The organism is Kitasatospora sp. NPDC085895, from assembly GCF_040702125.1.
Lineage (GTDB): Bacteria > Actinomycetota > Actinomycetes > Streptomycetales > Streptomycetaceae > Kitasatospora > Kitasatospora arboriphila.
The window spans coordinates 289,172-301,777 of sequence record NZ_JBFBJY010000001.1 but is presented as its reverse complement, the minus strand read 5'-3'; the positions used below and the strand labels follow the sequence as shown (position 1 = coordinate 301,777).

Annotated in this window: 14 protein-coding genes; 10 read left to right on the top strand and 4 right to left on the bottom strand. The window is 75.9% G+C overall.

All coding sequences use genetic code 11. The features are described 5' to 3' along the window. Positions 1-108: 108 nt before the first annotated feature. A complete protein-coding gene (locus AB0442_RS01440; RefSeq protein ID WP_366159896.1) occupies positions 109-717 on the bottom strand; it encodes a YceI family protein in 609 nt (202 codons plus the stop codon). Positions 718-894: 177 nt separating this feature from the next. Here AB0442_RS01440 and AB0442_RS01435 point away from each other — a divergent pair, with 177 nt between their 5' ends. From AB0442_RS01435 to AB0442_RS01420, 4 genes are all read left to right on the top strand, one after another. Further along, a complete protein-coding gene (locus AB0442_RS01435; RefSeq protein WP_366159895.1) occupies positions 895-3,978 on the top strand; it encodes a DEAD/DEAH box helicase in 3,084 nt (1,027 codons plus the stop codon). An 8-nt stretch (positions 3,979-3,986) separates the two neighbouring features. Then, positions 3,987-4,214, top strand: coding sequence for a hypothetical protein (locus AB0442_RS01430; protein WP_366159894.1), 228 nt, complete (start codon positions 3,987-3,989; stop codon positions 4,212-4,214). Positions 4,215-4,305: 91 nt separating this feature from the next. Beyond that, positions 4,306-4,866: a carboxymuconolactone decarboxylase family protein gene (locus AB0442_RS01425; protein ID WP_363543500.1), complete on the top strand. Its 561-nt coding sequence runs from the start codon at positions 4,306-4,308 to the stop codon at positions 4,864-4,866. A gap of 81 nt (positions 4,867-4,947) precedes the next feature. Further along, the gene (locus AB0442_RS01420) at positions 4,948-5,520 is read left to right on the top strand and encodes a DUF4291 domain-containing protein (RefSeq protein ID WP_366159893.1); all 573 of its coding nucleotides are present in this window, start codon (positions 4,948-4,950) and stop codon (positions 5,518-5,520) included. Positions 5,521-5,540: 20 nt separating this feature from the next. Here AB0442_RS01420 and AB0442_RS01415 read toward each other — a convergent pair whose 3' ends face one another. Beyond that, positions 5,541-6,062 carry a MarR family winged helix-turn-helix transcriptional regulator gene (locus AB0442_RS01415; RefSeq protein WP_366159892.1) on the bottom strand — a complete coding sequence of 174 codons (522 nt, stop codon included), beginning with the start codon at positions 6,060-6,062 and terminating at the stop codon, positions 5,541-5,543. Positions 6,063-6,126: 64 nt separating this feature from the next. Here AB0442_RS01415 and AB0442_RS01410 point away from each other — a divergent pair, with 64 nt between their 5' ends. The 5 genes from AB0442_RS01410 (at position 6,127) to AB0442_RS01390 (ending at position 8,980) form a co-directional block, all read left to right on the top strand. Then, positions 6,127-6,576, top strand: a complete 450-nt coding sequence (locus AB0442_RS01410; protein ID WP_366159891.1) for a MarR family transcriptional regulator — start codon at positions 6,127-6,129, stop codon at positions 6,574-6,576. Continuing rightward, complete coding sequence (locus AB0442_RS01405) at positions 6,573-7,415, top strand: nucleotidyltransferase domain-containing protein (RefSeq protein WP_366159890.1); 843 nt, start codon at positions 6,573-6,575, stop codon at positions 7,413-7,415. Before AB0442_RS01410 ends, AB0442_RS01405 begins: the two co-directional genes overlap by 4 nt. An 85-nt stretch (positions 7,416-7,500) precedes the next feature. Continuing rightward, on the top strand, positions 7,501-7,887 hold the full coding sequence (locus AB0442_RS01400) for a helix-turn-helix transcriptional regulator (protein WP_344625233.1): 387 nt from the start codon (positions 7,501-7,503) through the stop codon (positions 7,885-7,887). Between the two features lie 82 nt (positions 7,888-7,969). Beyond that, entirely contained in the window at positions 7,970-8,515 is a 546-nt protein-coding gene (locus AB0442_RS01395; protein WP_366159889.1) for a hypothetical protein, read from the top strand. A gap of 123 nt (positions 8,516-8,638) precedes the next feature. Further along, positions 8,639-8,980, top strand: a complete 342-nt coding sequence (locus AB0442_RS01390; protein WP_363543489.1) for a DUF2516 family protein — start codon at positions 8,639-8,641, stop codon at positions 8,978-8,980. A gap of 87 nt (positions 8,981-9,067) precedes the next feature. Here the strand turns inward: AB0442_RS01390 and AB0442_RS01385 are convergent, their stop codons facing one another. After that, positions 9,068-10,690: a SpoIIE family protein phosphatase gene (locus AB0442_RS01385; RefSeq protein WP_366159888.1), complete on the bottom strand. Its 1,623-nt coding sequence runs from the start codon at positions 10,688-10,690 to the stop codon at positions 9,068-9,070. Positions 10,691-10,927: 237 nt separating this feature from the next. Here AB0442_RS01385 and AB0442_RS01380 point away from each other — a divergent pair, with 237 nt between their 5' ends. Next, positions 10,928-11,476: an O-acetyl-ADP-ribose deacetylase gene (locus tag AB0442_RS01380; protein WP_366159922.1), complete on the top strand. Its 549-nt coding sequence runs from the start codon at positions 10,928-10,930 to the stop codon at positions 11,474-11,476. A 276-nt stretch (positions 11,477-11,752) separates the two neighbouring features. Here the strand turns inward: AB0442_RS01380 and AB0442_RS01375 are convergent, their stop codons facing one another. Continuing rightward, a complete protein-coding gene (locus tag AB0442_RS01375; protein ID WP_366159887.1) occupies positions 11,753-12,571 on the bottom strand; it encodes a class I SAM-dependent methyltransferase in 819 nt (272 codons plus the stop codon). Between the last annotated feature and the right edge of the window lie 35 nt (positions 12,572-12,606).

Here is a 12,606-nt window from a genome sequence, read left to right as displayed (position 1 = left end):
CTGTGACTGTAGCCGACGGCGGAGCGGGCCGACCGGGCCCGGGCGCGGCGGCGCCCCCGCCGTCGGTGTCGGCGGGGGCGTGGCCGGGTGTCGCGAACCGTGCTGCCGTCAGGCGGACTTGACGGCGGAGATGTCGAAGGTGAGCTTGACCTTCTCGCCGATCAGCACGCCGCCGGTCTCCAGCGCGGCGTTGTAGGTCAGGCCCCACTCGGTGCGGTCCACGGTGGTGCGGCCCTCGAAGCCGATCCGGGCGGCACCGTACGGGTCGGTGGCGTGGCCGGTGTAGTCGAGGTCGAGGACGACCGGCTTGGTGACGTCCTTGATGGTGAGGTCACCGGTCATCCGGTAGGTGTCCTCGCCGATCCGCTCGGCGGAGGTGGAGGTGAACCGGATCTCCGGGTACGTCTCGGCGGCGAAGAAGTCGCCGGTGCGCAGGTGCTCGTCGCGCTGGGCCTGGCTGGTGTCCACGCTGGCGACCTTGATGACCAGCTCGGCGGAGGAGTTGCCGGGCTCGGCGCCGTCCAGCTTGAGCTTGCCGTCGTACTCGGTGAACTCGCCCCGGACGTTGGTCACCATCGCGTGGCGGACGGCGAAGCCGATCCGGCTGTGCGCGGGGTCGATGGCCCACTCGCCGCTCAGGTGGCCCAGGTCCGGGCCGTTGACGGCGGCCGGGGCGGTGGCGACGGCGGTGTCGTTGCGGCGGCTGAAGATGCCCATGGCTTCCTCCTCTGGTGCGAAGCCATATTGTTTAGGCTTCAACTTGTTGGCTCCACCATAACCCCATCTGGTTCAAAGTTCAACCACCAGTTTCGTCCGGCCGGCGAACGGCGGCCGGGCTGCCCCCAAAGACCCCCCGGCTATGGTGAACCGGTCGGCCCACGGAAGGTTCCACCCATGGACGCGCTGCACGCCCTCTGGCAGGACGGCGGCCGGCTCGCCCTCTGGGCCGAGAGCGGCGCCGCGTACCACGACCGGCCGACCCGCCCCGGGCCCGGAGCCGGCCCCGCCGCACACCCCTACGCCCTCCCCGCCGCCGCCGTCGCCCGGCTGCTCGCCGGCCTCGGCCCCGGCCCCGGCTGGCTCGCCGCCCAGGCCGCCGAACGCTGGGCGACCCTGCACCTGCCCTCGCTCGGCGGCGCCCCCGCCCCCTCGCCCCAACTGCCCACCGGCACCCGCCCGCAGGGCGCCGCCCCCACCCCCTGGCGGGTCCCCGTCCTCGTCCTCGAAGGCCCGCACACCGCCCAACTCCTCGGCGCCCTCTTCGACCCGCACCGCGCCACCGCCCACTGCCAACCCGACGACGGCCCGCCCACCGAACTCGCGTACGGCTCCTCGCTGCGCTGGCTCACCGCCGTGCACGACCTCGCCTGGCGGCTGGTCGGCCGCGGCCGCGTCCTGCCCGCCCTCCACGAGGCCGACGGCACCCCGTACGCCCGCTGGCGGCCCGCACCCGACGGCGAGGACCGCGCCGAGGCCGCCGCCCTCGCCGCCGGCTGCCCGCGGGTCTGCCTCGCCACCGACCCGGCGGCCGCCGCCGGCCGCCGCCGGGCCGACACCCTGCTCGCCGACGCACTCGACACCCTCACCGACCTGGAGGCCCGGGCCACCCTCGCCGACCTGCCGCCCCCACCCGGCGACGACCCCTGGCTGACCGCCCTGCACGCCCCCGACGGCCGCCTCGACACCGTCCCGGACGGACTCGCCGAACGCCTCGCCGCCTGGCACGCCCGGGTCCCCGCCGACCCCGCCGTCCGGCTGGTGCTGCGGCTCGTCGAACCGCTCGGCCCCACCGAGGAGGAACCCGAGGGCCGCCCCGACGACGACTGGCGGCTCGACCTGCTGCTCCGGGCAGCCGACCGGCCGTCCCTGCTCGTCCCCGCCGCCGACCTGTGGGCGCAGGGTCCCGGCCACGCCGCCCTCGCCCGCACCGTCCCCGACCCCGCGGCCGCCCTCGCCGCCGAACTCGACCGGGCCGCCCTGCTCCACCCCGCCCTGCGCACCACCGCCCGCGAGATCCGGCCCACCGGCCTCGCCCTCGACCGGGCCGGCGCCCTCGCCTTCCTCCGCGACGCCGCCCCCGCACTCGACCGCGCCGGCTTCGGCATCCTGCTGCCCACCTGGTGGCAGCGCCGCCCCCGGCTCGGACTCACCCTCACCGCCCGCACCGCCACCCCCGGCGCCGTCGACCGGCCCTCCCGCATCGACCGCGACGACCTGCTCGCCTTCCGCTGGCAGGCCGCCCTCGGCGACACCCCCCTCACCGAGGACGAACTCGCCGAACTCGCCGCCGCCCAACAAGGGCTCGTCCGCCTCCGCGGCCGCTGGACGGAGGTCGACACCGCCCAGATCCGCGCCGCCCACGCCTTCCTCACCCGCCACGCCACCGGCACCATGGACCGCGCCGACCTGCTCCGGCTCGCCCTCGACGAGACCGCGCACGTCGCCGGTCTCCCCGTCACCGCCGTCCACGCCGACGGACCGATCGGCGACCTGCTCGCCGGCCGCGCCGGCACGGACCCCGCCGCCACCTCGGACGAGGCCGCCCCGCCCGGATTCCACGGCGAACTCCGCCCCTACCAGCGGCGCGGCGCCGACTGGCTGCACGCCCTCGGCGGACTCGGCCTCGGCGCCGTCCTCGCCGACGACATGGGACTCGGCAAGACCGTCCAGACGCTCGCCCTGCTCGCCCGCGAGCACGCCGAGGGCGCCACCGGACCCACCCTGCTGGTCTGCCCGACCTCCATGGTCGGCACCTGGCAGCGGGAGGCCGCCCGCTTCACCCCCGGCCTGCGCGTCCGGCTCCACCACGGCCCCGAACGCGGCACCGCCCGCACCGCCGCGGCCGCCGACCTCGTCGTGACCAGCTACGACACCGTCCGCCGCGACGCCGCCGACCTCGCCGCCGTCCGCTGGCGCCGGATCGTCGCCGACGAGGCCCAGGCCGTCAAGAACACCGCCACCGACCGCTCCCGCGCCCTGCGCTCGCTGCCCTCCGGCCCGCGGATCGCCCTCACGGGCACCCCCGTGGAGAACCGGCTCGCCGAACTCCACGCCGTCCTCGACTTCGCCAACCCGGGACTCTTCGGCAGCGCCGAGTCCTTCCGCGAACGCTTCGCCGTCCCCGTCGAGCAGAACGCCAACCCGGCCGCCGCCGAACGGCTGCGCCGGCTCGCCGGGCCGTTCCTGCTGCGCAGGGTCAAGAGCGACCCCGCGATCGCCCTCGACCTGCCCGCCAAGCAGGAGTTCACCGTCCCGTGCGGGCTCACCGCCGAACAGGCCGGCCTCTACCGGGCGGTGGTCGCCGACCTGATGCAGCGCCTCGACGGGACCCGCGGCGTCGAACGCAAGGGCGCGGTGCTCTCCGCCCTCGGCCGGCTCAAGCAGGTCTGCAACCACCCCGCCCAACTCGTCCGCGACCGCGGCCCGCTGGCCGGCCGCTCGGGCAAGATCGACCGGCTGGAGGAGATCCTCGCCGCGGCCCTCGCGGGCGGCGAGCGCACCCTGGTCTTCAGCCAGTACACCGAGTTCACCGCCCGGCTCCGCCCCCACCTCGCCGAGCGGCTCGGCACCGAGGTCCTCCACCTGCACGGCGGCACGCCCCGGCCGGAGCGCGAGCGGCTCGTCCGGCGCTTCCAGGAGCCCGACGGGCCCGGGGTGTTCCTGCTCTCGCTGCGGGCCGGCGGCACCGGACTCACCCTCACCGCCGCCAACCAGGTCGTCCACCTCGACCGGTGGTGGAACCCGGCCGTCGAGGACCAGGCCACCGACCGGGTCCACCGGATCGGCCAGCGCCGCGGCGTGCAGGTCCGCCGGCTGGTCTGCACCGGCACCGTCGAGGAACGGATCGCCGACCTCGTCGAGGCCAAGCGGACCCTGGCCGGCACCGTCGTCGGCGAGGGCGAGCAGTGGATCACCGAACTCTCCGCCGACGCCCTGCGCGACCTGCTCACCCTCTCCGCCGACGCCACCGGAGCCTGACCGCCGCCATGACCGCCGAACGCCCCGCCGAACGTCCCGACACCCGCCCCGCCGCCGGCCCGGCCGGGGCGGACCGCGCCTTCTGGGACGGCGACTTCACCCTCCGCACGGACGGCGACGACCGCCCGGCGGCCCCCGCCCTGGACCCGCTCGGCCCGTCCGGCAGCACCGTGCGCGGCCGCGACCTCGCCGACCTCCTCGCCCCCGCCTACCGGCGGTTCACCGGCACGGGCTGAGCGCACCGCGCCCCCGGCCGCCCGGTGTCACGTTTCCGGGCGCCGCGCCGTCCCCTTGCGAGAACAGCGCGACGACCCAGGAGGCACGGCCATGGCCCGCATACCGCTCACCCCGCCCCGCACCCTGCTCAACCGCATCGGCGCCTGGTACTCCCGGCGGACGTACGGCAAGGTCCTCGACCCCGGGCTCGCCCTCGGCCACAACAGCCGGGTGCTGCTCACCTTCGTCCGCACCGAGCGCGGCGTCGCCCGCTGGAACGCCCTCGACCCCGGCCTCAAGCACCTCGCCGTGATGGCCGCCGCCGCCCGGATCAACTGCTCCTGGTGCCTGGACTACGGCCACTGGGCCGCGGACGGACTCGGCCTGCCGCTCGACAAGATCGCCCTGGTGCCGCAGTGGCGGGAGCACACCGAGGCGTTCACCGAACTCGAACAGCAGGTGATGGCCTACGCCGAGGCGGTGACCGAGACCGAGCCCGCCGTCACCGACGAACTCGCCGCCGCCCTGCTCGCCCGGCTCGGCGAGGCCGCCTTCGTCGAACTCACCGCCATGGCCGCGCTGGAGAACTTCCGCTCGCGCATCAACAGCGCCTTCGGCCTGACCAGCCAGGGCTTCTCCGCGGCCTGCGCCGTCCCGGCCCCGACCGCGTAGCCCCGCGGCCGCCCGCCCCGTCCGGCCGGTGCGGCGGAAAACCCCCTGCGCGGCCGGGCGGCCGGCTGACAGGGTGGGCCGGTGACCGAACTGCGCCAGATCCGCGCCGACTTCGACGAGCGCACCATCGTCGTCTACCAGGCGTACGGGCCGGCGATCGCCGGCCCGGCCGTCGCCGCCGGGCGGTTCGTCGAACCGTTCTCGCGCGGCCGGATGACCTGGATCAAGCCCTCCTTCCGCTGGCTGATGCACCGCAGCAACTGGGCCCGCAAGCCGGGGCAGGAGCGGGTGCTGGCCGTCCGGATGACCCGTGAGGGCTGGGAGAGCGCCCTGGCCGCCGCCGCCCCGACCACCGGGGACCCGGACGTGCTCGCCCGGGCCGCCGTGCACGTCCAGTGGGACCCGGAGCGGTCCGCGGCGGGCGCCCCGCTCAACCACTACAGCATCCAGATCGGGGTGGGCCGCGGCATGATCGGCGCCCTGGTCGACGAGTGGACCGTCTCGGTCACCGACCTCACGCCCCAGGTGCACCGGATCGCCGGGCTCATCCGGGCGGGGCGCAACGCCCAGGCCGTCCGGCTGCTGCCGCCCGAGCGCCCCTACCCGCTGGCACCCGAACTGGCCCGCCGCCTCGGGATCGCCCCGCGCCGCTGACGGCCGTCCGGGCAGGGGCGTCAGACGGGGCGGCGGCCGGTGCCGGTGGCCGCGGTGAAGTCGGCGACGAAGCGGCCCAGCAGCCGGGCCAGGTCGGCGCGGTCCTCCGGGCTCCAACCGGTCGTGGTCTCGGCCACCACCCCGCGGCGGAAGGCGTGCACCCGGTCGAGCAGCGCCCGGCCGTCCGCGGTGAGCCGCAGCAGCGAACGGCGGCCGTCCGCCTGGTCGGCCTCGCGGCGCAGCAGCCCCGCGGCCAGCGCCTGGGCGGCCAGCCGGCTGGCCCGCGGCTGGTCCACGCCGAGCGCGGCGGCCGCTTCGGTCACGGTGAGCGCGGAGGCGTCCTCCACCGCGTCCAGCAGTTCCACCACGCCGTCCGGCGGCGCGGTCGACGCGCCGCCGGCGGGCGGTCCCGTCCGGTGGGCGGCGAGCCGGGCGAGCGCCCGCCGGGACTGGCTGCGGCGCAGCGCCACCAGCGCACGGGCGATCTCGGCGACCTGTGCGTCGGCCGCCGGCTGCGCCTCGGGAACGTCCTTGCGGTCCATCGCCGTCCCGGTCCATAGTGGAGAACAATTACATGTCATTCTACATGGATACGAGGGAGCCGCCATGGCCGCCGACCCGACCGACCGCCCCATCGGCTACTGGCTGAAGCACCTGCACGACCTCCTGGAGGACGGGTTCGCCGCCGACCTCGCCGACCTCGGCGTCGACCGGCGCCGGTGGCAGGCGCTGCACACCCTGGCCGGCGGCCCGCACGCGCCGGACGGGCTCGCCGCCGCCCTCGCCCCGTTCCGGACCGGCGCGCGGGCCGGCGACGGCGGCCCGCTGCACGGCCCCGACGGGCTGGTGGCACGCGGCTGGGCCGAACCCGCGGACGGCGGTGCGTTCCGCCTCACCGCCGCCGGCCGCGACCTCCACGACGCGGTCGAGGCCCGGGTCGCCGAGCTGCGGACCGCCGTCCTGGCCGGCCTGACCCGTGATCAGTACGCGGAGACCGTCCGCGTCCTGGCCGTCATGGCGGCCAACCTCGAACGCCGGGCCGGGGCGTCCGCGTGACCGGCGGCTCGGACGGCTCCGGTGGTGGGCAGCGGGACGACCGCGGGCTCGCCGAGGACGGAACCATCGCCCGCGAGGGCTCCCTCGACCGCGTCCCGACGGCCTTCCGCCCGCTCGTCGACGCGGTCCGCACCCGGACGTCCGCCCTCTTCGGGGCCGACCGGCTGCACAGCGCCTACCTCTACGGCAGCATCCCGCGCGGGACGGCCGTCCCCGGGGTCTCCGACCTCGACCTGCTGCTCGCCCTGCACCGGGAGCCGACCGGGGCCGACCGTGCCGACGCCGAGGCCCTCGGTGCCGGCCTCGACCGGGACTTCCCGGTGGTCGACGGCGCCGGGGTGCTCGTCCACGGCGCGGCCACCCTGCTCGGTCCGCTCGAGCGCCACGACCTGGGTTTCTTCGTGGCCTGCCTGTGCACCCCGCTGATCGGGGACGACCTCGCCCGGGAGCTGCCCCGCTACCGGCCGAGCCGCCTGCTCGCCCGCGAGACCAACGGCGACCTGGCGCTCGCCCTGCCCCGCTGGCGGGAACGCCTGGCCGCCGACCCGGACGAGGAAGAGCGCCGGCGACTCGCCCGGGGGATCTCCCGCCGGCTGGTGCGGACGGGATTCACCCTGGTCATGCCCGACTGGAACGGCTGGACGAGCGACCTCGCCCGGTCCGCCGAGGTCTTCGCCGCCCGCTACCCCGCCCGCGCCGACCAGATGCGCCTGGCCGCCGCGACCGCCCGCACCCCCACCCCCGACCCCGCCGTGCCGGCCCTTCTGGTGACCGACCTCGCCCCCTGGCTCGCCGCCGAGTACACCGCCGTCCACGGCGCCAAGGCGCCCCGCCCGTGACCGGCGGCAGGCCGGGGGCGGCGCGCTGATTGCTGCAGTTAGCAGTGTGCTTGCAATTGCAAGCGGCGCTGTGCATGCTGGAGGCATGGCCTCACTGAACGTCGGCTCGCTCGGCGAGTACATCCGCGAGCAGCGCCGGAACGCGCAGTTCTCGCTGCGGCAGCTGGCCGAGGCGGCCGGGGTGTCCAACCCCTACCTCAGCCAGATCGAGCGCGGACTGCGCAAGCCCAGCGCGGAGATCCTGCAGCAGATCGCCAAGGCGCTGCGGATCTCGGCCGAGACGCTCTACGTGCAGGCCGGAATCCTGGAGGAGCGGCGCGAGGAGGGGCTCGAACTCCGCGTCGCGATCCTCGCCGACCCCCTGATCAACGAGCGGCAGAAGCAGGCCCTGCTCGCCGTCTACGACGCCTTCCTCAAGGAGAACCGCGAGAGCGCGCCCGCGCCCGACGCGTCTCCTGCCGCAGAGGACTGACCCGCCGCCGGGGCGACGGCGCCCCGGCCGCGGCACCGCACCAGACCACCGCACGCACCAGCGACGCCCGGGAGGACCGGCCATGCCGATCACCGACGACATCAAGAAGACCCTCAGCGACCCGACCCCGCTCTACGCCCTCGCCGGCGCCGGCGACCTCGCCTACGAGAAGCTCCGCGAAGTCCCCGGCAAGGTCGAGGCCCTCGCCGCCGACCGCAAGGCCGCCCAGGAGAAGGCCGCCGCCCGGCTGCAGGAGGCGCAGAGCCTGCTGGTCGAGGCCCAGGGCAAGGTCACCGAGGCCGTCACCGCGCTGCCCGCCGAGCTCAAGGACCTGAAGGAGCTCCAGGAGAAGGCCCAGACCTTCGCCCTGCAGCAGGTCGGCCGTGCCGCCGAGTTCGCGGTCAAGGCCAAGGAGGCCTACGACGAGCTGGCCGAGCGCGGCAAGGCCGTCGTCGAGAAGAACCGCACCGGCACCGTCGAGCCCGCGGGCGAGGTGGCCGCCGAGGCGGCGGTGACCGAGGTCGCCCTCGACGCCGAGCCGGCCACGGCCCCCGAGGAGGGTGCCCAGGACGGGCCGGCACCCACCGCCAAGAAGGCCGCCCGCGCCCGCAAGTCCACCGGCAAGTAACGGGAAGGCCCGCAGGTCCGCCGTCCCGGGCACGCCCGGGCGGTTCGGATCGTTGTCCCCGAGGCGGGCCGTCCGCCGTGCCACCATGGGCGGAGGAGCCGAGGCCGCAGTGAGGAGTCCGCAGTGTTCCACATCCTGCTCTTCGACGTGCTCAACCCCTTCTGGTGGTTGTCCGTCGCGATCATCGGCTTCAAGCTGTTCGCCTTCGTGGACGCGGCGATCCGCCGCGAGGACGCCTACCGGGCCGCGGACAAGAAGACCAAGGGCTTCTGGCTGATCGTGCTGGGTCTCGCGCTCGGCATCGACCTGCTCCTCGGCGCCAACGTCCTCGGCAACTTCCTCACCCTGATCGGCCTGGTCGCGGCCATCGTCTACGTGGTCGACGTGCGGCCCGCGATCAAGCAGCTCACCGACGGCCGCGGCGGCGGCAACCGGCGGAACATCGGCCCGTACGGGCCCTGGTAGGAGCGTCCGCCCGACGACGCCCCGTCCGACGACACGCCGAGAGGGCGGCACCCCCGCAAGGGTGCCGCCCTCTCGGCGTCCGGTGGTTCAGCCCATCAGGGCGGGCACCGGACTGCGCTCCAGCAGCAGCACGGCGACGTCGTCCGTCAGGGCACCGCCGTTCAGCTCCTCGACCTCGGCGAGCGCGCTGTCGACCAGCCGACCCCGGGTGAGCCCGGTCGCGTGGTGGTCGGCGATCAGCTCGATCAGACCGTCCTGGCCGAGCCGGCGCGACCCGGCCCCGACCCGGCCCTCGACCAGGCCGTCGGTGTAGAGCAGCAGACTCCACCCGGGCCGCAGCTCCAGCTCCACCGCTGGCCAGGCGGCCAGCCCGTCGTCGCAGGGCAGCAGGCCCAGCGCCGGACCGGCCTGGTCCGCCGGCAGCAGCCGCGGCGGCCCGTCGGGGCCGAGCAGCAGCGGCGCCGGGTGGCCCGCCAGGAACAGCCGCACCGTCTCGACCGGCAGGGTGCCGGCAGCGCCGTCCGCGGCCGTGACGCCCACGGCCGTGCCGTCGGCCGGGTCGGCACCGACGGTCTCCGCGCCCGGGACGAGGACCAGCATGCACAGCGTCGCGAAGATCTCGTCGCTGCGCCGCTCGTGCTCCAGCACGTGCTGGAGGGTGGTGAGCAGCTCCTGCCCGGTGAGCCCGGCGAAGACCAGAGTCCGCCACGCTATCCGCAGGGCCACGCCGAGCGCGGCCTCGTCCGGCCCGTGCCCGCAGACGTCGCCGATGACCACGTGCACCGTGCCGTCGTCGGTGCGGACGGCGTCGTAGAAGTCGCCGCCGAGCAGCGCCCGGCGACGGCCGGGCCGGTAGCGGCGGGTGAAGGCCAGGCCCGCGCCGTCGAGCAGCGGGGTCGGCAGCAGATGCCGCTGCAGGCGGGCGTTCTCCTGGCCGCGGAGTTCTGCCTCGACGAGCCGGCGCTGCGACTCGTCGGCCCGTTTGCGCTCGACCGCGTACCGCAGGGCGCGGGCCAGCAGCGGGCCGTCCGTCTCGCGCTTGACCAGGAAGTCCTGGGCGCCGGCGGCCACGGCCGCGGCACCGAGTTCGGCGCCGGCCGCGTCGGTGAGGACGACCAGGGCGACGTGCGGGGCGCGGCGGCGCAGCTCGCGCAGCCCGTCCAGCCCGTCGGACGGGAAGTGCTCGTCGGCGGCGGGCCCGCCCCGGGGGCCGTGGGCCGGGGCGGCGAGGTCGAGCAGGACGCAGTTGAAGTCCACCGGGCGCTGGCGGGTGCGCCGGGCGACCATCGGGACGGGGGCCAGCAGCGCGGCGGCCTCCTCGATGCCCCCGGCGCGGTGCAGCTCGACCCGGGCGCCGCTCTCGGCGACCAGCGACTCGATCAGGCTGACGTCCCCGGAGCCGGTGTCCGCGACGACCAGCAGCCGGTACGGCGCCTCGTCGGAGGGCTCGCCCCGCTCGGACGGGGTCGTCCGCGGATGCGGTATCGGCGCCGGCTCGCGGGCCCCGTCGGGGCGGGCCGACCTGGGGACGCCGGTCTCCGCGGCCGCCTTGGCGCGCTGGGCGACCGGTCGGCCGGCGGCGGGGCGCCCGGCCGCGTCGGTGGTGGGCGTGCTCGTTCCGGTGCCCGCGCGGCGCGCGGTGTCCGCGGCATCGGCGGCGCCGAGCCTGGCAGCGGCAGCGGATGCCCGCCCGTCTCCCGTTGCGGGCATTGGTCGATCCTTCCTTTCCCCGACTGCCCAACGGCTGACGTCCGTGCGCAGTGCCCGCCTGGCACCGCGGGTCGGGGAGCTTCTCGCGACCATAACGTGATCTCCGGGGATTTCTCTGACTGGCGGCCGCTGCTGTGGTTATTGCCACGCTCTCGGCGGCGTTCGCGATTACCGTGAGGGCCCTGCGAGGGGGGACTGAGGAGGACTGCGGAGGGGACTGACAGGAGGTCGGTGGCGGTGACGCAGATCACGCTTGTGCAGGGTGACATCACGGATCAGCAGGTGGACGTGGTGGTGAACGCCGCGAACTCGTCGCTGCTGGGCGGCGGCGGGGTGGACGGCGCGATCCACCGCAGGGGCGGTCCGGACATCCTGGCGGACTGTCGTCGGTTGCGGGCCTCGCACTACGGCAAGGGGTTGCCGACCGGCCGGGCCGTCTCGACGACGGCCGGGCGGCTGCCGGCCCGGTGGGTGGTGCACACCGTGGGGCCGGTGTTCCTGGCGGAGGATCGGGCGGAGCGGGCTGGGCTGCTGGCCTCCTGCTATCGGGAGTCGCTCAGGGTCGCGGTGGAGCTGGGTGCGCGTTCGGTGGCCTTCCCGGCGATCTCCGCCGGGATCTACGGGTGGCCGCTGGACGACGCGGCGCGGATCGCCCTCACGACGGTCGCGGGCGAGGTGGCCGCAGGCCGGGCGGGCGAGGTCGCCGAGGTGCGCTTCGTGCTGTTCGGGGCCGAGGTCTACGGGGTGTTCGAGCGGGTGTGGCGCGCGCTGGAGTCGGAGGTCTGAGGGCCGGCCCGTCCGCGGCGGTGCCGGCGCCGTGCGTGGTCGGGAGGCCCGTGGTGTGTGCAGTGTGTGCGGTGTGTGCGGTGTGACGCAGCGGAGCTGACGGAACCTCACGTGGCGGCCGGCAGTTCGTGCGATCGATTCCATGGTGGCGTGACGAGGCGTCAACACGCCAGAGGAATTCGATAACTCGTTCGAGTGAATCCGCCGCTCCGCACAGCCGAGCCGTTCCGCAGGCCCGTCCCGCGCCGACGGGCGGACCCGTGCCGGGCCGGCCCGCTACGGTGCCAGGGCGGACCAGGCCACGGTGACCTCCCCGTGCCGCCACCGGCGGGTGTCCACCAGCGGCCAGCCCTGCGCCATCGCGGCGCAGGCGGCCGTCCAGCGCTGCCGGGCGCCGAAGGCGGCGTACGGCGCCGCCGCGGCCCAGGCCCGGTCGAACTCGGTGAGGAAGGCGTGCACCGGCCGCCCCGGCACGTTGTGGTGGATCAGCGCCTTCGGCAGCCGTTCGGCCAGGTCGGAGGGGGTCTGCAGATCGGCGAGCCGGGCCGCGAAGGTGACGGTGCGGGGCCCCTCCGGTCCGAGCGCAACCCACACGTGGCGGCGGCCGATCTCGTCGCAGGTGCCCTCGACCAGCAGGCCGTCCGGGGCCAGCCGGCCGCAGAGCCGCTCCCAGACCGCGGCCACCGACTCCTCCTCGTACTGCCGCAGCACGTTGGCGGCCCGGACGAGGTGCGCCGAGGCACCGTCCAGCGGCACCTCGAAGCCGCCCCGCCGGAAGGTCAGCAGCGGCGGGTCCGCGTACGGCAGGGCGGCCGCCACCCGGGCCGGCTCGATCTCGATGCCCACCACCCGGACGTCCGGCCTCCCGGCCCGCAGCCGGGAGGCGAGTTCGACGGCCGTCCACGGGGCCGCCCCGTAGCCGAGGTCCACCGCGATCGGCGGCTGCGGGGCCGCGCGCAGCGTCCGGGCCATGGTGTGGACGATCCAGCGGTCCATCCGGCGCAGCCGGTTGGTGTTGGTGGTGCCCCGGGTCACCGTCCCGACCGGCCGGGTCGAACGCGGCCCGCGGGCGGGGGAGGGGTCGAAGGCGGCCATGCCCGCAGCGTACGCGGCGGCCCGGGCGGCGGTGG

Excerpts from the sequence above, each read along its gene's own strand:
- AB0442_RS01375 (WP_366159887.1), bottom strand. The coding sequence starts at position 12,571 with ATGGCCGCCTTCGACCCCTCCCCCGCCCGCGGGCCGCGTTCGACCCGG.
- AB0442_RS01430 (WP_366159894.1), top strand. The coding sequence starts at position 3,987 with ATGACCGCCGAACGCCCCGCCGAACGTCCCGACACCCGCCCCGCCGCC.
- AB0442_RS01400 (WP_344625233.1), top strand. The coding sequence starts at position 7,501 with ATGGCCTCACTGAACGTCGGCTCGCTCGGCGAGTACATCCGCGAGCAG.
- AB0442_RS01440 (WP_366159896.1), bottom strand. The coding sequence starts at position 717 with ATGGGCATCTTCAGCCGCCGCAACGACACCGCCGTCGCCACCGCCCCG.
- AB0442_RS01415 (WP_366159892.1), bottom strand. The coding sequence starts at position 6,062 with ATGGACCGCAAGGACGTTCCCGAGGCGCAGCCGGCGGCCGACGCACAG.
- AB0442_RS01395 (WP_366159889.1), top strand. The coding sequence starts at position 7,970 with ATGCCGATCACCGACGACATCAAGAAGACCCTCAGCGACCCGACCCCG.
- AB0442_RS01410 (WP_366159891.1), top strand. The coding sequence starts at position 6,127 with ATGGCCGCCGACCCGACCGACCGCCCCATCGGCTACTGGCTGAAGCAC.
- AB0442_RS01425 (WP_363543500.1), top strand. The coding sequence starts at position 4,306 with ATGGCCCGCATACCGCTCACCCCGCCCCGCACCCTGCTCAACCGCATC.
- AB0442_RS01435 (WP_366159895.1), top strand. The coding sequence starts at position 895 with ATGGACGCGCTGCACGCCCTCTGGCAGGACGGCGGCCGGCTCGCCCTC.
- AB0442_RS01385 (WP_366159888.1), bottom strand. The coding sequence starts at position 10,690 with ATGCCCGCAACGGGAGACGGGCGGGCATCCGCTGCCGCTGCCAGGCTC.